This is a genomic window from Mesorhizobium sp. B2-1-3, assembly GCF_006442495.1.
GTDB lineage: Bacteria > Pseudomonadota > Alphaproteobacteria > Rhizobiales > Rhizobiaceae > Mesorhizobium.
In genome coordinates this window covers 237,383-256,444 of the sequence record NZ_VFWL01000009.1, presented here as the reverse complement: position 1 = coordinate 256,444, position 19,062 = coordinate 237,383, and the positions used below count along the sequence as shown (strand labels likewise).

Sequence of the window (19,062 nt, the reverse complement as noted above, 5' to 3'; positions counted from 1 at the left end):
AAGCCGTTTCATAATCCGTTTCGCGTCAAACGCAAAGGGTGACGCGTCGTCGCTGTGAAGCGGCTTTCCCAGGAAAAACAGCTTGGGAATTGCATCAGGACAAATGCGCTTCAGAACGCCTTGCCTGACGCAGAAAACCCCGCCGAGGCGGGGTTTTCCGGATGACATCCATGCGAAGCCAGGGGCCGACGGAGCGGCCTGACCTGAGACGGTATCAGGAGGGCGTGAAGCAAGTACGCCCACCCCAGCCCTGGACATCCGACATGGTGCCACCGACCTTCTTGCAGGCCGCGATGAAATCGGTGCTGCAACTGGCGAATTTCGCGTGACCGTTCTTGCAATAGTGGTCCTCGGTGGCGCCGCCGCCCGGCGCGGCAATGACGCCTGGACTGGACGGCTTGACCGGCGCGGCCTTCAGGTTGGCCGCCTGGGTCGCGCCCATGAACGAGCCGAGGAGAAGGACGGCGGTCAGAATGGTGGTCTTGGTGCTGGTCATGATGGTTCCTTTTCACTGAGGTTGGTTTCTCCGGGACGCGAAGGCCATGCCTTGGCGTGGAGCAGATTTCGATGTGACGTGCTGTTCCCCGGTCTGGATCGGCAAGCTCATCCTGCCCTGGACAAGCATTGGTCGCCCCGACGCTCGAAAAGGTTCAGACCGCGCGCGAAAAAAACACGCATGGCCATGCCGCGGGCAGGCGCCGGCGGCTAATGAGCTGAAAAGAAGAATTTATTTCAGGCCGAATAGCGCTCGGCGAATTCGGAAATGCGCTGCACCACGGCCTTGGAGACCTTGATGCCCCGTGCCGCGGCCTTCTCCGCCGCCTCGGCCCGGGAGCGGCCCGGTATGTGCACGCCGTAGCGCCGGCGCAGCCGGTCGAGCTGATCCTTCATCCGCTGCTCGAAATCCGGATCGAGCAGCTTGGGCTCGACGGCCAGCACGAACAGGCCGGTGCCGGGATTGTCCGGGCCGCCGGTGAACCAGGGCGCATCGAGCGACCAGTTTGCCCCCGACAGACCCGCCGCCAGCACCTCGACCATCAGCGCGATGTTGGCGCCGCGCTGGCCACCGAAGGCGAGCATGGCCCCCTTCATGGCTGCGGCCGGATCTGTAGTGGGATTGCCGCTGGCATCGAGCGCCCAGCCTTCGGGGATCTTCTTGCCGTCCTCGGCCGCCTTGCGGATATTGACGAAGGCGGTGGCGCTCGACGACTGGTCGATGACCAGCGGCGGACCGTCGGCGGCGGGTGCGGCGAAGGACATCGGGTTGGTGCAATAGACCGGCTTGACCGAGCCCGAACCGGCAAGCACGGCGGGACCGTTGGTGGCGGCGAAGGAGACTAGCCCCTGCGCTGCCAGCCTTCCGGTAAAGTAGCCGAGGGCGCCGCATGTATAGGCATTCTTCTGCGAAAAGATGGCGACGCCGAACAGTCTTGCCGCCTTGGCGAGCTCGTCGAGCGTGCGGTCGAAGCCGGTATGCGCCAGCCCGCCTTGCGCATCGGAAAGATAGACTGCTAGCGCCGGCCGGGTGATCACCGGCTCGGCATTGCCGTCGATGCGGCCGGCCTCCAGCGCTTCGAGATAGTCGATGAAATGCGACAGCCCGACGGTCGAGAGTCCTTCCGCCTCGGCCGATATGATCGAGGCGGTGAGCGATTGCGCCGCTTCCTCGTTGGCGCCCGCACCCAGCGCCGCCATGCGGCACAGCCCGGTTGCCTGTTCGAGACTGAGTTGCATGGCGACTGCCTTTAGTGAGTGGTGAGTAGTGAGTAGTCAGCAATGGGTGGTGGCGACTAGCCACTTCCTACTCACTAACCCCTACTCACTAGGTCCCTAGCCGATCTTGTTCGGAATCCGCGCCTCGATCCTGCCGAAGGCGAAGACCAGAATGCCGGTGATCGCCATATAGATCAAGGCAAGCAGCAGCAAGGGCTCATAGGTGAGGTAAGTGTCCTGTCTGACCTTCGACGAAACGGCGAAGATGTCGATGACGCTGATGGTAGCCACCAGCGGCGTCGATTTCAACTGCAGCACGGTTTCCCCCGTCAGCGTCGGCAGCGCCCGGTAGAAGGCCTGCGGCAGCCAGATACGCCGGAAGATCTTCCAGCGGCTCATGCCGAACGCACGTGCGGCTTCGAGCTGCCCCTTCGGCACGCCGGCAAAGGCGCCGCGCATCACTTCGCCCTCGTAACCCGCGAACGAGAGCGTCAGCGCCAGGACGGCGTAAGGCCATGCCTGCCTGAGATAGGGCCACATCCAGGATTCCCGGATCCACGGATATTGCGGAAACAACGAACCCAGCCCGTAGTAAAGCAGCCACAGCTGTAACAGCAGCGGCGTTCCCCTGATGACGGTGCAGAAGATCTTCGCCGGCGCCGCGAACCAGATCGGGCCGCCAGCCTGTGCCAATCCGACCGGCACGGCGATCAGGAAGCCCAACAGACAGGTGACGGCCAGGATCCACAGCGCGCGCCAGATGCCGAGCAGGGCCAGGCCGTAATATTGCGGCAGCCAGTCCCAGCGCATGAAGAACGCAGCGGACAGCACCAGCCCCAGCGCAATCAGGATCAGCACGATGCGATGCGGTTGCAGCCAGAGCGAGGCGCGAGCCGCGCTGTTGATGATTGCCACTTCGCTCGCCATCAGTGTGCTTCCTTGATCGAAGGCATACCGCGCCGCGCCCATTTCTCGACGCGACCAAGAATGAGGTTCGAAAACAGCGTCACGGCCAGATAGAGCATGCCGGCCGCGAGATAGAATATCAGATAGGCCTTGGTGACGCCCGCCGCCTGCCGCGTCGCCAACGTCAATTCGAAGAAGCCGACCACGGCCAGCAGCGCCGTATCCTTGGTGGCGATCAGCCACAGATTGGCGAGACCTGGAATGGCGAAGGGCAGCATTGCCGGCAACGTGATGCGCCGCAAGAGAAGGCCGGGAGACATGCCGTAAGCGCGGGCAGCTTCGATCTGGCCTTGTGGGACGGCAAGGATGGCGCCGCGTATGACCTCGGTCGAGTAGGCACCCTGGACGAAACCGAGCACCGCGATGCCGGCCACCAGCCCGCTGATGTCGACGCGCTGATAGCCCATGGCGGTCAGCATCTGGTTTATCAGGTCGGTACCGGCGTAGTAGAGGAGCAGGATCAGCACCAGTTCCGGTACCGCGCGCACGATGGTCGTGTAGACCGCCAGCAGGTCGCGCACCACGGGGCCGCCATAAAGCTTGCCATAGGCACCGCCGGTTCCGATCAACAGTCCGACGATCGTGGCGCCGACGGCGATCTCAAGCGAATGCAGCAGCCCAAGCATGAGCGTCCCGCCCCAGCCGACGGGCGCGGGCGACAGGAGTTCGATGATGCCGGCCGCAGAGGCCGGAAGAAATGAATCGATCAGCTTCGCCCCCGGATTGCTGGCTCAATCCGCCGGCGCAAGCCGCCGGCGGCAAGGGTGCGTGGGAAAGGTCGGGTTGGAGGACTTGGCGTCAGCGCCTTGTCTTCCAGCCCATGCGAAGGTCGTCAGTCCGACTGCGTGGCACCGCCGCGTCAGTCCGACTGCGTGGCACCGCCGCGTCAGTCCGACTGCGTGGCATCGCCACGTCAGTTCGACTGCGCGCCGCTGCCGCCATATATGTCGAAATCGAAGTATTTCTTCGAGATCTCGTCATACTTGCCATTGGCGCGGATCGCCTTGATGCCGGCGTTGATCTTTTCCTTCAGCTCGGTGTCTTCCTTGCGCACGCCGGCGCCGACGCCCGGTCCGAGCACTTCGTCGTCCGGAGCCACCATGCCCTTCAGGTCGCAGCAGGCCTTGCCCTGGTCGGTCTTGAGGAACTCGCCAAGCGCGATGGAATCGGCCTGCACCGCATCGAGGCGCCCGGCGGCAAGGTCGTTGTTTGCCTCGTCCTGCGTCTGGTACTCCTTGATCTCCGACGCCGTGGCGCCGAAATGCTTCTTGGCGTAGACAGCATGCACGGTCGATACCTGGACGCCCAGGATCTTGCCCTTGAGATCGTCCGGCGCGGAGCCGAATTTCTGGTCCTTCGGTCCGATGATCGCCGTCGGCGTGTTGTAGTACTTATCCGAGAAGTCGATCGTCTTCTTGCGTTCGTCGGTGATCGACATCGAAGAGACGATGAGGTCGATCTTCTTGGTGGTCAGCGCCGGGATGATGCCGTCCCAGGCGACGGGCGTGATGACGCAGTCGAGCTTCTCCTCGGCGCAGACGGCGTCGATGAACTCGATCTCCCAGCCGACCCATTTGCCCGAAGCATCCGGCGAGGTGAACGGCGGATAGGGCTCGGCGGCGATGCCGATCTTGACCGGATCGGCCTTGGCTACGCCCATGGCGGCGACGCCGAGCAGCAGCGCTGCGGCGAACGTCTTCAGAACAGTCTTCATTTCACGACTCCCAGTTTGTTGTTGGTTCCCGGTTTTCTTCCGCCCTCGGTTTGCTAGCCGATGTTGCGAATGAATTGCTTGAGCCTTTCGGATCTGGGCGCGCCGAAGATCTGCTCCGGCGGGCCTTCCTCCTCGACCAGTCCATTGTAGAGATAGACGACATGCGTCGCGACCTCGCGCGCGAACTTCATCTCGTGGGTGACCAGCACCATGGTGCGGCCTTCGCGCGCCAGATCGCCGATCACTCTAAGCACCTCGCCGACCAGTTCGGGGTCGAGCGCCGAGGTCGGTTCGTCGAACAGCATGACGCGCGGATTGATCGCCAATGCGCGAGCGATCGCGGCGCGCTGCTGCTGGCCGCCCGACAGGTAGGCCGGATAGACATCCCGCTTTTCGGCGAGGCCGACGCGGACGAGCAGTTTTTCGGCCTGGGCGATCGCCGCGTCGCGCTTGACGCCCAGCACATGCACGGGAACCTCGATGACGTTCTCGATCAGCGTCATGTGGCTCCACAGATTGAAATTCTGGAACACCATGCCGAGCTTGGAGCGGATGCGTTCGATCTGCCTGCGGTCGGCCGGCACGGTATGGCCGTGGCTGTCCGCCTTCAGCTTGATCTCCTCGCCATTGACGCGAATGATGCCGCTGGTCGGATTCTCCAGGCAGTTGATGCAGCGCAACAGCGTCGATTTGCCTGAGCCCGAGCCGCCGATGATGGCGATGACCTCGCCGTCGCGCGCCGACAGCGAGACGCCCTTCAGCACATGCAGCTCACCGAATTTCTTGTGCAGGTTCTCGACGTGGATGGCTTCGGCGGCGCCATTTTGCGCCTCACCGGATGGGGCTGCGGCAACTCCCGCCGTGCTCAACAGGTGACCTCCGTGCAGTCGATGGCAGCTCGTCGAACGTCTACCCGGCTAATCAACATACGCTGTACTGCCCCGCTCCAGACTTCAGCATGGACCCAACAGCGCGAGCCCGTCAATCCCGCTCATTACGGCACTTGCGGCCTTGTTGTGCAAGTGTATAAATAGCCTTTCATGAAATTTTCTCGATTTTTTTCAGCTAAAAAGGGCACCGATGAGCGCTTTCGGATCACAGTCCATGGCGGCGACGCTGCGGCGCGTGCTGATGCGGTCGGCGGCCAACGCCATGCGCGACGCCGACAGATCTGCCTGGCACTATGGCCCGGGGTTCAATCCGGCGAAAGCTGCCTCGCAGCACGCGGCCCTTGCTGAGTTGGTAGCGGCTTCCGGCGCTGAAATCGAATGGATCGAAGACAAGGCCGACGGACTTTCGGATTCGGTGTTCACGCACGACCCATCGCTGATGACCGGTCGCGGCGCGCTGATCCTGTCCATGGGTAAGCCACTACGCGCCAGGGAGCCCTCGCTGCATGAGGAAACCTACACAAGGCTGGGCATTCCGATCCTCGGCCGCGTCGAGGCTCCTGGTCAGGTCGAAGGCGGTGATTGTGTCTGGGTGGACGCCCGCACGCTGGCGATCGGGCGCGGTGTCCGCTCCAACCAGGAAGGCATCCAGCAGGTTTCCAACCTGCTGACGCCGCTGGGCGTTTCCGTCTACGGCTTTGATCTGCCGCTGTGGCAGGGCGAAGAGGCGTGCCTGCATCTGATGTCGGTGATCAGCCCGTTGGCGGACGACCTCGCGCTGGTTTATTCGCCGCTTTTGCCGGCCCCGTTCTATCAAATGCTGAAGGCACGCGGCATCCGGCTGGTCGAAGGCGATGCCGAGGAGTTCGCTGCTTCCAACGGCCTCAGCCTTAACGTACTGCCGACCAGCCCGCTCAATGTCATTGCCGTTGCAGGCTTTCCCAAGACCAAGGCCGCAATGGAGGCCGTCGGCTGCATGGTTGAAGTCTTCGAGGCGGATGCGCTCTGCATCGCCTGCGAAGGTGGGCCGACATGCCTGACGCGGCCGATCCTGCGCCAATGAATGCGCCATCCCGCCGCAAGTTCCGTCGCGAGGGCGAGGAGCGGCGGCGGCAGGATCTGATCGAGGCGACTCTGGACAGCGTGGCCGAACATGGGCTGCAGGGCGCCACCTTGCGCACCATCGCATTGCGGGCCGGCGTTACCGCCGGGCTGATCCGGCACTATTTCCCCGGCAAGGAAGAATTGCTGCAGGAGGCCTATACGGCACTGGTCGGCCGCATGACCGAGCAGGCGAAAGCAGCATTGGTCATGGAAGATGCCTCGCCGCGGCAACGCCTTGCGGCTTTCGTCACCGCCAACCTCAACGCGCCGATCATCGACGCGCGGGTTTTTTCGCTCTGGGCAACCTTCATCGGCCGCGCCGGTGCGGATCCGACCCTGGCCCGTGCCCACCGCGAAGGCTATCTCGGCTTTCGCAACGAGGTGGAGGCGGTTGTGGCCGAAGTGCTCGCCGCCGAACAGTGCAAGCCGGACGCAAGCCAGTTGCGCCACCATGCCATCGCGATCAACGCGATCATCGACGGACTCTGGATCGAAGGCTGCCTGGCCGGCGAGATGTTCTCGCCCGGCGAATTGGCGGCGATTGGGATCAAGGCTGTCGAAGCCGAGCTCGGCCTCGAGCCGGAAAGGGGAGAACACTAATGACCACCATTGGCGAAGCGTTGATTTCACTGCTCGAGGCGCATGGCGTCGACACCGTGTTCGGTATTCCCGGCGTCCACACGGTCGAGCTTTATCGCGGGTTGGCGCGTTCGAGGATCCGCCATGTCACGCCGCGCCACGAGCAGGGCGCGGGCTTCATGGCCGACGGCTATGCGCGCGCCGGCGGCCGGCCGGGCGTCGCCTTCGTCATCACCGGCCCGGGTCTGACCAACACCATCACCGCCATGGCACAGGCGCGCGCCGATTCGGTGCCGATGCTGGTAATCTCGGGCGTCAACGCCACGCCGACGCTTGGCAAGGGCCTGGGCTTCCTGCACGAGCTGCCGGACCAGCGCGGCATGATGGAAAAGGTGGCGCTGTTTTCGCAACGCATCACCGAGGCCGGCGAACTGCCCGGCGCGCTCGCCCGTGCCTTCGCGCTGTTTTCCTCGTCGCGGCCGGGCCCGGTGCATATCGAGATTCCGACCGACGTCATGGTCAAGCCTGCCGATGGGATCGCGGCGGTGCTGAGCAATGCCGCGCCACCGGCTGCCGGGGCGACGGCCATCGCCGCGGCGGCCAGCCTTTGTGCGGCGGCTCGGCACCCGCTCATCCTGGCCGGCGGCGGCGCCAAGCGCGCCGAGGATGCGCTGCGGCGCCTGGCCGAAAGGCTGGGCGCGCCGGTCGTCGAGACGACCAATGCGCGCGGCCTGCTCCACCGCCATCCGCTCTGCGTACCGGCCAGTCCCAGCCTGAAAGCCATCCGCGCGCTGATGGGCGAGGCCGATCTGGTCATTGCCGCCGGCACCGAGTTCGGCCCGACCGATTATGACGGCTATGGCGATGGCGGATTTGTCCTGCCGGCCAATCTGATCCGCATCGACATCGGCGCCGATCAGCTGGCGCGCCGTCCGGCGACGGTGGCCATCCAGGCCGACTGCGCCGAGGCGATCGAAGCCTTGCTTGCCGCGCTCGGCTCGGTCGACGCGGGCAGGCAGGACGGGAAGAACCGCGCCGCGGCGGCGCGAAAGGCGGCTCGCGCCGAACTGACCCCCGTCCATGCGGCGCAGGTCCACGCGGTGGAAGCCATCCGCGACGCCCTGCCGGGCGCGATCATCGTCGGCGACTCCACCCAGCCCGTCTACGCCGCCAACCTCTATTACGATCACGACCGGCCGGGCGGCTGGTTCAACGCCGCCACCGGCTTCGGCGCGCTGGGCTACGGCCCGCCGGCGGCGGTGGGCGCGGCGCTCGCCATGCCAGACGCGCCGATCGTCTGCCTCACCGGCGACGGTGGCTTCCAGTTCACCTTACCCGAGCTTGGCGCGGCGCTTGATGCCGCGGCACCCGTTATCTTCGTCGTCTGGAATAACAGGGGCTATCGCGAGATCGAGACTTCGATGCTCGACGTCGGCGTGGAACCCGTCGGCGTGTCCCCGGCACCGCCGGATTTCTGCAAACTGGCCGAGGCCTATGGCATCGGCGCCGAACGGATCGCCGATACCGGCGCCTTACCACTCGCGCTGAAGCGCGCCCGGGCAACGGGGTTGCCGCGCGTCATCGAAATCACGGTCGAGTGAAGCTTCACGCCGGCGTCGATTTTCCTACTTGCATCGTGGTCATTCGCCGGCTTGGCTTTTGCGCGGCAACAATCGCCGCTGCCCGACACATGCAAAGACGCGACGGCTGCCATGTCGAGATATCAATTGAGTGATCGCACGAAAGGCGCGACGCTTCGCGTCGGCGCGGCGAAACAAGCGACATAATCAAAAAAAGACAGGAGCGGTCCAGGATGACGGAAACACTTCAGGGCAGGCATATCGTTGTGACCGGTGGAACCGGTGCGCTCGGCGGCGCGGTCGTCGGCAAGCTGCTGGGCGAGGGCGCGGTCTGCCATGTGCCGAACGCCCATGCCGCGGCACCTTCGCATTTCCCTTTCACCACGCACGAGAACGTCAGGCTGGCGCACAATGTCGACCTCTCCGACTCCGCCAAGGTCGAAGCCTTCTATGCCCAGGTTCCCGCCTTGTGGGGATCGATCCATCTGGCAGGCGGCTTTGCCATGGCGCCGGTGGAGAAGATCGAATCCGCCTCCTTTGCCGAGATGATGGACACCAATGCCCGCACCGCGTTCCTGTGCAGCCGTGCGGCGGTGCGCTCCATGCTGGCGGCGGGCACCGCCGGCCGCGTCGTCAATGTCACGGCACGCGCCGGGCTTGATCCGCGCCGCGGCTCGGGCATGGTCGCCTATGCCGCCTCCAAAGCAGCGGTCGCGGCGATGACGGTGGCCATGGCGGAAGAGCTGAAGCACCAGGGCATCCTGGTCAATGCGGTGGCCCCCTCGACGCTCGACACGCCGGCCAACCGTGCCGACATGCCGGATGCCGATTTCAGCAAATGGGTCAGCCTCGAAGCGGCGGCCGAGGCCATCGCCTACCTGGCCTCGCCCGCCAACCAGGCGATGAGCGGCACGCTGGTGCCGCTCTACGGTCGCGCATAACGCGCATAGTTGACTTCGACGATCCTCGGGCTGCGTCCGAGTTTCCGACAAAGAAAAACCCCGCCGGATCGCTCCGGCGGGGGTTTGTTTCGGGCCTGTGCGAAAGGGCGCTTAGCTGCCCTGCTTCTTCAGCGCGGCGCCCAGGATGTCGCCCAGCGAAGCGCCGGAGTCGGTCGAGCCGTACTGGGCGACCGCTTCCTTCTCCTCGGCGATTTCCAGCGCCTTGATCGAGACCTGCAGCTTGCGGGTCTTCTTGTCGAAGGCGATGACGCGGGCGTCGACCTTCTGGCCGACGGTGAAGCGCTCGGGGCGCTGCTCGTCGCGGTCACGGGAAAGGTCGGAGCGCTTGATGAAGGTCTCGATGCCGCTTTCCACCAGCCGCACTTCCAGACCGCCATCCTTGACGCCGATGACCTCACAGGTGACGACGGCGTTCTTGCGCAGCTCGCCTGAAGTCGCCGCTTCGCCAACCGTGTCGCGGGCCAGCTGCTTGATGCCGAGCGAGATGCGCTCCTTCTCGATGTCGACGTCGAGCACCTGCGCCTTGACCATGTCGCCGCGATTGTACTCCTCGATCACCTGCTCGCCCGGACGGGTCCAGTCGAGGTCGGAAAGGTGCACCATGCCGTCCACGTCGCCTTCCAGGCCGATGAACAGGCCGAACTCGGTCTTGTTCTTGACCTCGCCCTCGACCTGGCTGCCGACCGGATGGCTGCGAGCGAAAGCCTCCCACGGGTTCTCCAGCGTCTGCTTGAGACCGAGCGAGATGCGGCGCTTGGCCGGATCGACTTCGAGCACCACGACATCGACTTCCTGCGTCGTCGACAGGATCTTGCCGGGATGCACGTTCTTCTTGGTCCACGACATTTCCGAAACGTGGATGAGGCCTTCGATGCCCGGCTCCAGCTCGACGAACGCGCCGTAGTCGGTGATGTTGGTGACGGTGCCCTTGATCTTCTTGCCGATCGGGAACTTGGTGCCGATCTCCGACCAAGGATCGCTCTCGAGCTGCTTCATGCCGAGCGAGATACGGTGCGTTTCCTGGTTGATGCGGATGATCTGCACCTTGACCGTCTGGCCGATGTTGAGGATCTCGGTCGGATGGTTGACGCGGCGCCATGCCATGTCGGTGACATGCAGCAGGCCGTCGATGCCGCCGAGGTCGACGAACGCACCGTAGTCGGTGATGTTCTTGACCACGCCTTCGACAACCTGTCCCTCTTCGAGGTTCTGCACGATTTCCGAACGCTGTTCGGCGCGGCTCTCCTCGAGCACGGTGCGGCGCGACACCACGATGTTGCCGCGGCGGCGATCCATCTTGAGGATCTCGAAAGGCTGCGGGTTGTGCATCAGCGGCGAGACGTCGCGGATCGGGCGGATGTCGACCTGGCTGCGCGGCAGGAACGCCACGGCGCCGTCGAGGTCGACGGTAAAGCCACCCTTGACCTGGTTGAAGATGACGCCTTCGACGCGCTCACCCTTGGTGAACTTCTCTTCGAGACGCACCCAGCTCTCTTCGCGGCGAGCCTTCTCGCGCGACAGCATGGCTTCGCCAAGCGCGTTCTCGATACGCTCGACATAGACTTCGACCGTGTCGCCGACCTTGAGGGTGGATTCTTTGCCCTTGGCGCCGAATTCCTTCAGCGGCACGCGGCCTTCGACCTTGAGGCCGACGTCGATGATGGCCATGTCCTTTTCGATCGCGGTGATCGTGCCCCGGACAACCTGGCCCTCGCCGGAATGGCCGGCGGTGAATGATTCTTCGAGCATGCTCGCGAAATCGTCGCGAGAGGGATTTGCTACAGACATTGTTTCTCCTGGAATACCCCGCATCTTTAGCGGGGCGTGCGCCGTGGGTTAGCGTTGCGTTGGCCTGCCGGCGTTCCGGGCAAAGAGCCCTTGGCCGCTTAAGGCGGCAAGTCCGGCGCATGAAGAATGCTGGCAGGCTGGTTCGTGCCCGATATGGGTATTTCCTTCGCCTCCAGCAACGGAAGCACGAGGAAAAACCCGGATCAGGCCTTGTTTCCCTTGGACAGCACGTCGTCGATGACAGCTCTGGCCGCGAGAAACGCGGCTTCTATAGCCATTTCGCTGGTATCAAGCAAGTGCGCGTCGGGGGCAGGCTTCAAGGGCGAGTCGGCGCGGCCCATGTCACGCTCGTCGCGGCGCCGGATATCGGCGAGGATTTCGGTGAAATCAGCCGTGCCGCCGATGCTCTCGATCTCGGCCAGCCGGCGTCTTGCCCGCACTTCGGCGCTCGCGGTCACATAGAGTTTGATGTCGGCATCGGGGCACACCACGGTGCCGATGTCGCGACCGTCGAGCACGGCACCCGGAGGGGATTTGGCAAACTCGCGCTGTTTCTCCACCAGGATGCGCCGCACCGTTGGAAACACCGCGACCTTCGAGGCCGCTTCGCCAACCGCATGCGCCGACAAGACGGCCCGGTCGAGCTTCGCCAGGTCGACTTGGCGCGCGGCCGTCTCGGCCGCCGAGACATTGTCGAGCGGCAAGCCAAGCCGCAGCAAGGCATGGGCGACGGCACGGTAGGTGAGGCCGGTGTCGAGCAGGTTCAGTCGGTAGTGATCGGCCAGACGCCGGGCGAGGGTGCCCTTGCCGGCTCCGGCCGGACCGTCGATGGCGATGGTGAAGACGTGTGTCATTGGCAGGCCAGCATACCTGAAACCGAACAGCGTAGCGGTCCGGAGAGAGCTTGCGATCCGTCGCGCCCCCCTCTGTCCTGCCGGACATCTCCCCCACAAGGGGGGAGATTGGCAGTTCCGACGCCTCGCTCACTTCTGCAACGCGGGCGATTTGCGAAGGCCGCTGTGACGGCTGATCTCCCCCCTCGTGGGGGAGATGTCCGGCAGGACAGAGGGGGGCGCTGTCCTGCCGGCATTTCAGTTTGGCCCCAACCCATCAACTCTCACCCGATCTCCGCCCCAAGCCCCGTCATCAGGCTCATGAACTCCGGGAAACTTGTCGCGATCATGTTGGCGTCGTCGATGGTCACCGGCTTCTCGGTCGCCAGCCCCATGATCAGGAAGCTCATGGCGATGCGGTGGTCGAGATGGGTCTGCACGGTCGTGTCCGGGCCATTGGGGTGGCCGCCGAGCCCCTTGCCGCCGGGCTTTCCGCGCACCGCGAGCGATGCCTCACCCTCTGTGCAGTCGACGCCGTTGAGCTTGAGCCCATTGGCTACCGCCGACAGCCGGTCGGATTCCTTTACCCTGAGTTCCTCCAGCCCCTGCATCAGCGTCTCGCCCTCGGCGAAGCTGGCGGCAACCGCCAGCACCGGATATTCGTCGATCATCGACGGCGCCCGTTCGGCCGGCACGGTGACGCCCTTGAGTTCGGAGTAATGCACGCGCAGGTCCGCGACATCCTCACCGCCGGCGTTACGCGGGTTCAAGATCTCGATCTGCCCGCCCATCTCCTGCAAAGTCAAAAGCAACCCGGTGCGGGTCGGGTTCATCAGCACGTTTTCGATCACGATCTCGGAACCCGGCACGATCAGCGCGGCCACCAGCGGGAAGCCGGCCGAGGATGGGTCGCCCGGCACAGCGATCGTCTGGCCGGTGAGCTTGCCCTGGCCCTCGATGAAGATATGGCGCACGCCGCGCTCGTCGGTCTCGACCGACAAATTGGCGCCAAAGCCTTTCAGCATCTTTTCGGTGTGGTCGCGCGTCATGACAGGCTCGATGACGGTGGTGATGCCGGGCGTGTTGAGGCCGGCGAGAAGCACCGCCGATTTCACCTGCGCGGAGGCCATCGGCACGCGATAGGTGATCGGGGCGGCATGCTTTGGCCCATGCAGCGTGATCGGCATGCGGTCGCCGGGCGTTGCCTTCAGCACCTGCACGCCCATCTGGCGCAGTGGCTCCAGCACGCGGCCCATCGGCCGGCCTGACAAGGAAGCATCGCCGATGAAGGTCGTTTCCATGTCATATGTGCCGACCAGCCCCATGGTCAGCCGCGAGCCGGTACCGGCGTTGCCGAAGTCGAGCGGCCCTTCCGGCTGCAGCAGCGCGCCGTTGCCGGTGCCGCGGATCACCCATTCGTCGCCGCGCTTCTCGATATGCGCGCCCATCGCCTTCATGGCGGCACCGGTGCGCATGACGTCCTCGCCTTCGAGCAGGCCGGTGATGCGGGTCTCGCCGGAGGCGAGCCCGCCGAACATGAAGGAGCGGTGCGAGATCGACTTGTCGCCCGGCACGCGCGCCGTACCGGAAAGCGCTTGACATTTACGGGCGGTGGCCGGCTTGGAAGCGGCGGCGTGAGACATGGAAGTTCCCTGGACGGAATGCCGGCGGGCCGGCGCTTTTCATTTGTTGCGGCGGTCTCGTATCACGGTGGGCCGAAATGGTCATCCCCCATGGTCGACGCTTGACGCTAGGCCTTTCAACGCATGGTTTTGGGACGCCGGCTTTTGGCTTTGACAGCGCTGCAAACAGTGGTTAAGGGGACCACTCTTTTATCGACGAGGCTTGCCGTGGCAAAAACCGAACTTGGCACAAAGCGTATCGACCCTGAAACGGGTCGAAAATTCTACGACCTGAACAAGGACCCGATCGTCTCGCCCTACACCGGCAAGACCTATCCGCGTTCCTATTTCGAGGAAGGCAAGATCGCCGCCCTCGAGGAGGAAGAGGAAGTGGCCGAGAAGGAAGTGGACGCCGAGGACGAGGAGGGCGTAGAAGTCGTCTCGCTCGAAGAGGCTGACGAAGACGTCAAGGGCGACGATCTGCCCGATCTCGGCGACGACGAGGATGATGTCGACCTGGGCGACGACGAGGACGATACGTTCCTCGCCGACGAAGAGGAAGAAGACGACGATGTCGCCGACATGATCGGCGTCGGCGACGACGACGACGAGGTCTGACAAGGCCGGGAACGCAAGCGTTTGCCGGCTTTCGCAGCTTGTGAAGAAAAAGCCGCTGATGAAGGCTTGATATTGACGAAGGGCGGGGTTAGAAGCCGCCTGCACTAACGGCGCGGTCTCCAACCCGCGCCGGATCTCTTCGCCGGAAACGGCGCCGGTTGACTGCCGGAAGTGGGGCCATAGCTCAGTTGGGAGAGCGCTTGAATGGCATTCAAGAGGTCGTCGGTTCGATTCCGATTGGCTCCACCAAACAGTCACTTTTCCAAATTTCGGGGTTGTAGAAACCGGATTCAGCTTCGGAATTTTTGGACATCGCTGCCCGCCGCAGCCTGAAGCGCGCCGCTCAGGCGGTCGACGCGGCGGTTTCGTTCTGGCCGCCCGCTCCACTGATGCTGGGCTGCCTGCCGATTTCGCTGCCGTCGGGCGCGCCGGTGCTTACGCAATATGCGGCCATTGACTAAAACGGTTCCTGTTTGATTCGCTTTGAACGGGACCGTCATGAGCAAAGCCCTCACGTCCTTCGCCCTGGTCGCGGTGCTGACAGCGCTGCTCATGGCCTTGAGCCTGGTGGTGGCCAGGCACGGCTACCCCTACGGTGCGATCGGCGTCAGGCGCCTCGACGGCATTGCCGATGCCGGGATGTTCATTCCACTCGCCGCCGTCTATTTCTTCAGCGCGCTGCTGATGATGATCCTGCCGATCAGAGCCGCCGGCATCGTGCTCACCCATGCAGCCGATGCCATCTTCTGGACCGTGATCGTGCTCCTTGCCTCCATCGTAGGCTGTCTCGTCGCCAGATGGGCATTCGGCCAGCGCGACGCCCTATGGGCGCTGCTGAACTGGCGGTTCCTGTTTGCGGCGGCTATCGTCGGTTGCCACTTCGTCATGAACGAGCTTCGCCGCAACGTGCTCTTGCGCAGTCTGTTTTTCGTTGTCTTCGCGGCGGCCACGCTGGCCTGCCTGTTCTGGTCGTTCACGCTCTGAGAGCCGTTTCGATCCACGTCCAGAGATAGGATGCCAGGCCGCGATCGACATGGATGCGCAGTCGGTCCCGGTGGCGGTAGGCGATGGCGCTGACGCCGGCGAAGGAAAGTGCGGCACTGGCGCTTTCCTTGTTTGGGTCAAGCGTTGATCCGCGCGCGATGAAAGCGTCGATCGCCGAGCCTTTGACCTCGAACACATGAAGTCCAGCGCTGATCGCCGTCACCGCGAAACCTTCCGCGTGCCAGCCCGCGGCGATGGCGAGCGGCGTGCTCGACACGACGAGCAGGCGGTCGCGCGCCAGCCGCGCCGCATAGCGGTCACCTTGCGCGCTGCCAAAGGCGCCCACGCCGTTGCCGTCCATGCCGGATATCCGCGCCCAGGCGTCGAGATTGCCGCTGACCAGCAATTGGCGGAGGCCCGGGATCGTACGCGCCTCGAGACCCGGTGCACCGATGGTTGCCGACTGCCAGTCCGGCGCTACCGGCCATTTTTGGGCGAGATCACGCATTGAACCGGTCTCCTGCCGGGTCGAAGGCGCAAGGAGCGGCGATCGTCGCCGTCATCGCCTTGCCGAGATGTTGGATTTCGATCGTTTCGCCGTGGCGGGCCGCACCGCGCTCGATCAGGCCGAGCGCAACCGGCCGGCCAAGCGTAGGGCTCCGGTAGCTCGATGTGACAAAGCCCTGGCTGCGCAGCTTGCCGCCGCTGCGCTTGATGCCATGCGCGCCAGTTGGCAGCGGCGCTTCGCCGGACGGGACCGCCAGCCCGACCAGCTGCATGCGGTCGCCGCGCGAAGCCTCTTCGGTGAACAGCGAGCGGCGGCCGACGAATTCGGTCTGGCGCTTTGCCCGCGGGCCCTCGACGCCGAGGTCGTGCGGCAGCGTGGTGCCGTCGGTGTCCTTGCCGATCACGATGAAGCCTTTCTCGGCGCGCAGGATCATCAGCGCCTCGAGGCCGATGACAACCGCATCGAACGCCTGCCCGGCGTCGCGCAGGCGCGCCCACAAGGACTCCGCGCGATCGGCCCGGATGGAGATCTCGTAGCTTCTGTCGCCGGTGAAGCTGACGCGGGTGATGCGCACCTCGTCGCCGTCATAGCTGCCCTGGCCGACCGCCATGTGCGGCAGCTCGCCATCCTCGAGCGAAAGGCCGAGATCAACCGTCTCGAGCAGTTTCCGGGCGTTCGGTCCCGAAACGGTCAGGGTCGCCATTTCCGCGGTGGCGTTGTGGATGTAGACCGCGCCGCGCCCGAACCGGTCCTGGCGCCACTCCTCCAGCCGCGCATGCACGGCGGCCACGTGCGAGGACGAGCACGACACGACGAAGCGATGCTCGTCTAGCCGCACCAGCACGCCGTCATCGAAGACCACGCCATTCTCGGACAACATGAAGCCGTAGCGGCAGCGGCCCGGCTTCAGCGTCGACATCGTGTTGTAATAGACGAAATCGACGAACGCGGCCGCCTTGGGTCCGATCACCTCGATCTTGCCCAGCGTCGAGCCATCGAACAATGCGACGGACTGGCGGGCGCGACGGGCCTCGTCCTGGATCGTGCGATCCGCATCGCCGCCCCCATAATAGGCCGGGCGCAGCCAGCCGCCATACTCCTGGAACACGGCGCCGCTGGCACGATGCACGCTCTCCAGCGGCAGCCGCCGCACCGGCGCCATCAGTTCGCCGCTGCGCGCGCCGGCGAAGCTCGCCAGCGGAACCGGCGTGAACGGCGGACGATAGGTCGTGGTGCCGACTTCCGGCACCGTGCGGCCGGTGATCCCGGCCATCAGCGCCAGGCCAGGCAGGTTGGAGGTCTTGCCCTGGTCGGTCGCCATGCCGAGCGTCGTGTAGCGCTTCAGATGTTCGACCGAGACGAAATTTTCGCGCGCCGCCAGCTCTATGTCCTTCACCGTCACGTCGTTCTGGTAATCGATCCAGATGCGTCCCTTCGAACCCGGCGTTGGCCATGCCGCTACTATCCCGCTGGTCGCCTCCGTTCCGCTGCTGCGCGGCACTGCTGCCTTCGTCGGGCCGAGCGACGCGACGGCTTTCTGCGAACCGGCGAATACCTCCGACAACGAAACCGCGCCGGCGGCAGCTCCGGCCACCGCTATGGCCTCGACCGGGTCGCCCGGCAGGAAGGCCGCGCGCGCCTCGCTCCAGGCGAGCTTGCCCTTGGCCTGGCCGAAGAGATGGATGGTCGGTGTCCAGCCGCCCGACACCAGCACACAATCGGCATCGAGCCTGGTGCCGTCGTCCAGCATCACACCCTCGACGCGCAGCTTGCCGGCCGCGGCGGTGAGCGCGCGGCCCTTGAGCATCCGCACCTTGGCGGGCGCGGCGGGCATACCGTCGCGCCTGATGTCGACAAGCGTGACGTCGGCGCCAGCCTCGGCGGCCGCCTCCGCCACTTCATAGGCGCTGTCATTGTTTGCGGCGACGACGATATGGCGGCCGGCCAGCACCGCATGGCGCCTGAGATAGCTGAGCGCTGCGTCCGCCGAGAGAATGCCCGGCAGGTCATTGTTGGCGAATGGCAGGGGCCGCTCGATGGCGCCCGTCGCCAGCACGATCCGGCGCGGCCTGACCCGCCACAGCGTGTCCGGCCGGCCGTCGAAATGCCGCTGGTTAAGCCCGACCAGATTATGGTCGTAGATACCGAAAGCGGTGGTCGAAGGCAGGACCAGGTGACCGCCGGCGGAAAGCCCCGCAACCGTCTCCTCGACCCACACGGCGGCCGGTTTGCCGTCGATCTCGCCGGCGCGGTGACCGAGCGATCCGCCGGGCTTTTGCTGGTCGTCGACCAGCATGACGGACCGGCCTGCGCCGGCCGCCAGCCTTGCCGCTGCCAGCCCGGCCGGTCCGGCGCCGATCACCAGCACGTCGCAATGGTGGTTGATCTGGTCGGCCGGGCCGGGCGACGTCCAGTCCTTGTCTACCTGACCCAGTCCCGCCATGGCGCGAATGCGTGGCTCGAACATGTGCCAGTCCGGCCACATGAAGGTCTTGTAGTAGAAGGCGGCCGGAATGAAGCGGGAAAAGCGGTCGAGGAAGGCGTTGCGGTCGGCCAGCGCATTGGGTGTCGCGTTGACGCTTTTGGCCACCAGCCCGTCGCGCGCCGGCTCGGTCGTCGCACGCGTGTTCGGCGTCGTCTGCGGGCCGCTGATATCCACCAGCGCGTTCGGCTCTTCGACGCCCGCGCCCCAGATGCCGCGCGGCCGGTGGTATTTGAAGCTGCGGCCGACGACCGCGACATCGGCGGCCAGCAGCGCGGAGGCGATGGTGTCGCCGGCGAATCCCTGTACGGTGGCGCCGTCGAAGCTGAAGCGGATCGGGCGCGAGCGGTCGATGGCGCTGCCACCCGTGCTAAGGCGCGAGGCGGTCACGCCGCGTGCTCCCCGCCCAGGGCAGCCGAAGACAGCACCTTGTGCGTAACGGTGTCACGCTCCATGACGAAGAATTCGCCGCAGTTCATATGCACCCAGATCTCGCGCGCCGCGCCTTTTGGGTTGGAGCGCAGATAGAGGTAGTTGGCCCAGTGCTCGATCGGCACCTCGGCGCCATCAGGCCTGACATTGCCGGCATCGCCGCCATAGTGGAATTCGGTCTCGTCGCGCGGGCCGCAGAACGGGCAAGGGAAAAGCTGCATGGCAAACCTCAGTCGTCGTCTTATGCATGTCGTTGCCCTAAGGCCGCTCGGCGCTTTTGCGCGACA

Annotated in this window: 19 protein-coding genes and 1 tRNA gene; 8 read left to right on the top strand and 12 right to left on the bottom strand. The window is 64.9% G+C overall.

Translation table 11 applies throughout. The annotated features are described in order from the left end of the window. Positions 1-214 precede the first annotated feature (214 nt). From FJ973_RS17405 to FJ973_RS17380, 6 genes are all read right to left on the bottom strand, one after another. Complete coding sequence (locus FJ973_RS17405) at positions 215-496, bottom strand: hypothetical protein (protein WP_140556914.1); 282 nt, start codon at positions 494-496, stop codon at positions 215-217. Positions 497-732: 236 nt separating this feature from the next. Next, positions 733-1,734 carry an Ldh family oxidoreductase gene (locus FJ973_RS17400; RefSeq protein ID WP_140497264.1) on the bottom strand — a complete coding sequence of 334 codons (1,002 nt, stop codon included), beginning with the start codon at positions 1,732-1,734 and terminating at the stop codon, positions 733-735. 96 nt (positions 1,735-1,830) lie between these two features. Then, positions 1,831-2,640: an ABC transporter permease gene (locus FJ973_RS17395; RefSeq protein ID WP_140556912.1), complete on the bottom strand. Its 810-nt coding sequence runs from the start codon at positions 2,638-2,640 to the stop codon at positions 1,831-1,833. Next, a complete protein-coding gene (locus tag FJ973_RS17390; protein ID WP_140556911.1) occupies positions 2,640-3,305 on the bottom strand; it encodes an ABC transporter permease in 666 nt (221 codons plus the stop codon). The genes FJ973_RS17395 and FJ973_RS17390 overlap by 1 nt, the downstream gene beginning before the upstream one ends. A gap of 287 nt (positions 3,306-3,592) precedes the next feature. Continuing rightward, entirely contained in the window at positions 3,593-4,393 is an 801-nt protein-coding gene (locus FJ973_RS17385) for a transporter substrate-binding domain-containing protein (protein WP_140512875.1), read from the bottom strand. A 53-nt stretch (positions 4,394-4,446) separates the two neighbouring features. After that, complete coding sequence (locus FJ973_RS17380; protein ID WP_140497256.1) at positions 4,447-5,262, bottom strand: ABC transporter ATP-binding protein; 816 nt, start codon at positions 5,260-5,262, stop codon at positions 4,447-4,449. A 211-nt stretch (positions 5,263-5,473) separates the two neighbouring features. Between FJ973_RS17380 and FJ973_RS17375 the strand changes: the two genes are divergently transcribed. From FJ973_RS17375 to FJ973_RS17360, 4 genes are all read left to right on the top strand, one after another. Next, the gene (locus FJ973_RS17375) at positions 5,474-6,346 is read left to right on the top strand and encodes a dimethylarginine dimethylaminohydrolase family protein (RefSeq protein WP_140556909.1); all 873 of its coding nucleotides are present in this window, start codon (positions 5,474-5,476) and stop codon (positions 6,344-6,346) included. After that, complete coding sequence (locus FJ973_RS17370) at positions 6,316-6,987, top strand: TetR family transcriptional regulator C-terminal domain-containing protein (protein ID WP_140497252.1); 672 nt, start codon at positions 6,316-6,318, stop codon at positions 6,985-6,987. The genes FJ973_RS17375 and FJ973_RS17370 overlap by 31 nt, the downstream gene beginning before the upstream one ends. Next, complete coding sequence (locus FJ973_RS17365; protein WP_140556907.1) at positions 6,987-8,567, top strand: 5-guanidino-2-oxopentanoate decarboxylase; 1,581 nt, start codon at positions 6,987-6,989, stop codon at positions 8,565-8,567. The genes FJ973_RS17370 and FJ973_RS17365 overlap by 1 nt, the downstream gene beginning before the upstream one ends. Positions 8,568-8,779: 212 nt before the next feature. Then, the gene (locus FJ973_RS17360; RefSeq protein ID WP_140512879.1) at positions 8,780-9,487 is read left to right on the top strand and encodes an SDR family NAD(P)-dependent oxidoreductase; all 708 of its coding nucleotides are present in this window, start codon (positions 8,780-8,782) and stop codon (positions 9,485-9,487) included. 111 nt (positions 9,488-9,598) lie between these two features. On the opposite strand, the gene rpsA is transcribed toward FJ973_RS17360, so the two are convergent. The 3 genes from rpsA to aroA all read right to left on the bottom strand — a co-directional run bounded on the left by rpsA (position 9,599) and on the right by aroA (position 13,772). Continuing rightward, on the bottom strand, positions 9,599-11,296 hold the full coding sequence (gene rpsA / locus FJ973_RS17355) for a 30S ribosomal protein S1 (protein WP_140497246.1): 1,698 nt from the start codon (positions 11,294-11,296) through the stop codon (positions 9,599-9,601). Between the two features lie 203 nt (positions 11,297-11,499). Then, a complete protein-coding gene (cmk, locus tag FJ973_RS17350; RefSeq protein ID WP_140497244.1) occupies positions 11,500-12,150 on the bottom strand; it encodes a (d)CMP kinase in 651 nt (216 codons plus the stop codon). A 263-nt stretch (positions 12,151-12,413) separates the two neighbouring features. Next, on the bottom strand, positions 12,414-13,772 hold the full coding sequence (gene aroA, locus FJ973_RS17340; protein ID WP_140556906.1) for a 3-phosphoshikimate 1-carboxyvinyltransferase: 1,359 nt from the start codon (positions 13,770-13,772) through the stop codon (positions 12,414-12,416). Between the two features lie 207 nt (positions 13,773-13,979). Between aroA and FJ973_RS17335 the strand changes: the two genes are divergently transcribed. The 4 genes from FJ973_RS17335 (at position 13,980) to FJ973_RS17325 (ending at position 15,353) form a co-directional block, all read left to right on the top strand. Next, positions 13,980-14,369: a TIGR02300 family protein gene (locus FJ973_RS17335; RefSeq protein WP_140497238.1), complete on the top strand. Its 390-nt coding sequence runs from the start codon at positions 13,980-13,982 to the stop codon at positions 14,367-14,369. Positions 14,370-14,542: 173 nt separating this feature from the next. Next, positions 14,543-14,618, top strand: a tRNA-Ala gene (locus FJ973_RS17330). A 56-nt stretch (positions 14,619-14,674) separates the two neighbouring features. Continuing rightward, entirely contained in the window at positions 14,675-14,830 is a 156-nt protein-coding gene (locus tag FJ973_RS30945) for a hypothetical protein (RefSeq protein WP_181168359.1), read from the top strand. Between the two features lie 37 nt (positions 14,831-14,867). Further along, on the top strand, positions 14,868-15,353 hold the full coding sequence (locus tag FJ973_RS17325; RefSeq protein WP_140556904.1) for a hypothetical protein: 486 nt from the start codon (positions 14,868-14,870) through the stop codon (positions 15,351-15,353). Here the strand turns inward: FJ973_RS17325 and FJ973_RS17320 are convergent. Genes FJ973_RS17320 through FJ973_RS17310 form a run of 3 tightly spaced genes read right to left on the bottom strand, consistent with a single transcriptional unit; the run spans position 15,343 to position 18,996 of the window. Next, positions 15,343-15,861, bottom strand: a complete 519-nt coding sequence (locus tag FJ973_RS17320) for a hypothetical protein (protein WP_140556902.1) — start codon at positions 15,859-15,861, stop codon at positions 15,343-15,345. The genes FJ973_RS17325 and FJ973_RS17320 overlap by 11 nt on opposite strands. Continuing rightward, positions 15,854-18,733, bottom strand: coding sequence for a sarcosine oxidase subunit alpha family protein (locus tag FJ973_RS17315; RefSeq protein ID WP_140556900.1), 2,880 nt, complete (start codon positions 18,731-18,733; stop codon positions 15,854-15,856). Before FJ973_RS17315 ends, FJ973_RS17320 begins: the two co-directional genes overlap by 8 nt. Then, positions 18,730-18,996 carry a sarcosine oxidase subunit delta gene (locus tag FJ973_RS17310; protein WP_140512890.1) on the bottom strand — a complete coding sequence of 89 codons (267 nt, stop codon included), beginning with the start codon at positions 18,994-18,996 and terminating at the stop codon, positions 18,730-18,732. The genes FJ973_RS17315 and FJ973_RS17310 overlap by 4 nt, the downstream gene beginning before the upstream one ends. Positions 18,997-19,062 lie beyond the last annotated feature (66 nt).

Excerpts from the sequence above, each read along its gene's own strand:
- FJ973_RS17405 (WP_140556914.1), bottom strand. The coding sequence starts at position 496 with ATGACCAGCACCAAGACCACCATTCTGACCGCCGTCCTTCTCCTCGGC.
- FJ973_RS17400 (WP_140497264.1), bottom strand. The coding sequence starts at position 1,734 with ATGCAACTCAGTCTCGAACAGGCAACCGGGCTGTGCCGCATGGCGGCG.
- FJ973_RS17395 (WP_140556912.1), bottom strand. The coding sequence starts at position 2,640 with ATGGCGAGCGAAGTGGCAATCATCAACAGCGCGGCTCGCGCCTCGCTC.
- FJ973_RS17390 (WP_140556911.1), bottom strand. The coding sequence starts at position 3,305 with ATGCTTGGGCTGCTGCATTCGCTTGAGATCGCCGTCGGCGCCACGATC.
- FJ973_RS17385 (WP_140512875.1), bottom strand. The coding sequence starts at position 4,393 with ATGAAGACTGTTCTGAAGACGTTCGCCGCAGCGCTGCTGCTCGGCGTC.
- FJ973_RS17375 (WP_140556909.1), top strand. The coding sequence starts at position 5,474 with ATGAGCGCTTTCGGATCACAGTCCATGGCGGCGACGCTGCGGCGCGTG.
- FJ973_RS17370 (WP_140497252.1), top strand. The coding sequence starts at position 6,316 with ATGCCTGACGCGGCCGATCCTGCGCCAATGAATGCGCCATCCCGCCGC.
- FJ973_RS17365 (WP_140556907.1), top strand. The coding sequence starts at position 6,987 with ATGACCACCATTGGCGAAGCGTTGATTTCACTGCTCGAGGCGCATGGC.
- FJ973_RS17360 (WP_140512879.1), top strand. The coding sequence starts at position 8,780 with ATGACGGAAACACTTCAGGGCAGGCATATCGTTGTGACCGGTGGAACC.
- rpsA (WP_140497246.1), bottom strand. The coding sequence starts at position 11,296 with ATGTCTGTAGCAAATCCCTCTCGCGACGATTTCGCGAGCATGCTCGAA.
- cmk (WP_140497244.1), bottom strand. The coding sequence starts at position 12,150 with ATGACACACGTCTTCACCATCGCCATCGACGGTCCGGCCGGAGCCGGC.
- aroA (WP_140556906.1), bottom strand. The coding sequence starts at position 13,772 with ATGTCTCACGCCGCCGCTTCCAAGCCGGCCACCGCCCGTAAATGTCAA.
- FJ973_RS17325 (WP_140556904.1), top strand. The coding sequence starts at position 14,868 with ATGAGCAAAGCCCTCACGTCCTTCGCCCTGGTCGCGGTGCTGACAGCG.
- FJ973_RS17320 (WP_140556902.1), bottom strand. The coding sequence starts at position 15,861 with ATGCGTGATCTCGCCCAAAAATGGCCGGTAGCGCCGGACTGGCAGTCG.
- FJ973_RS17310 (WP_140512890.1), bottom strand. The coding sequence starts at position 18,996 with ATGCAGCTTTTCCCTTGCCCGTTCTGCGGCCCGCGCGACGAGACCGAA.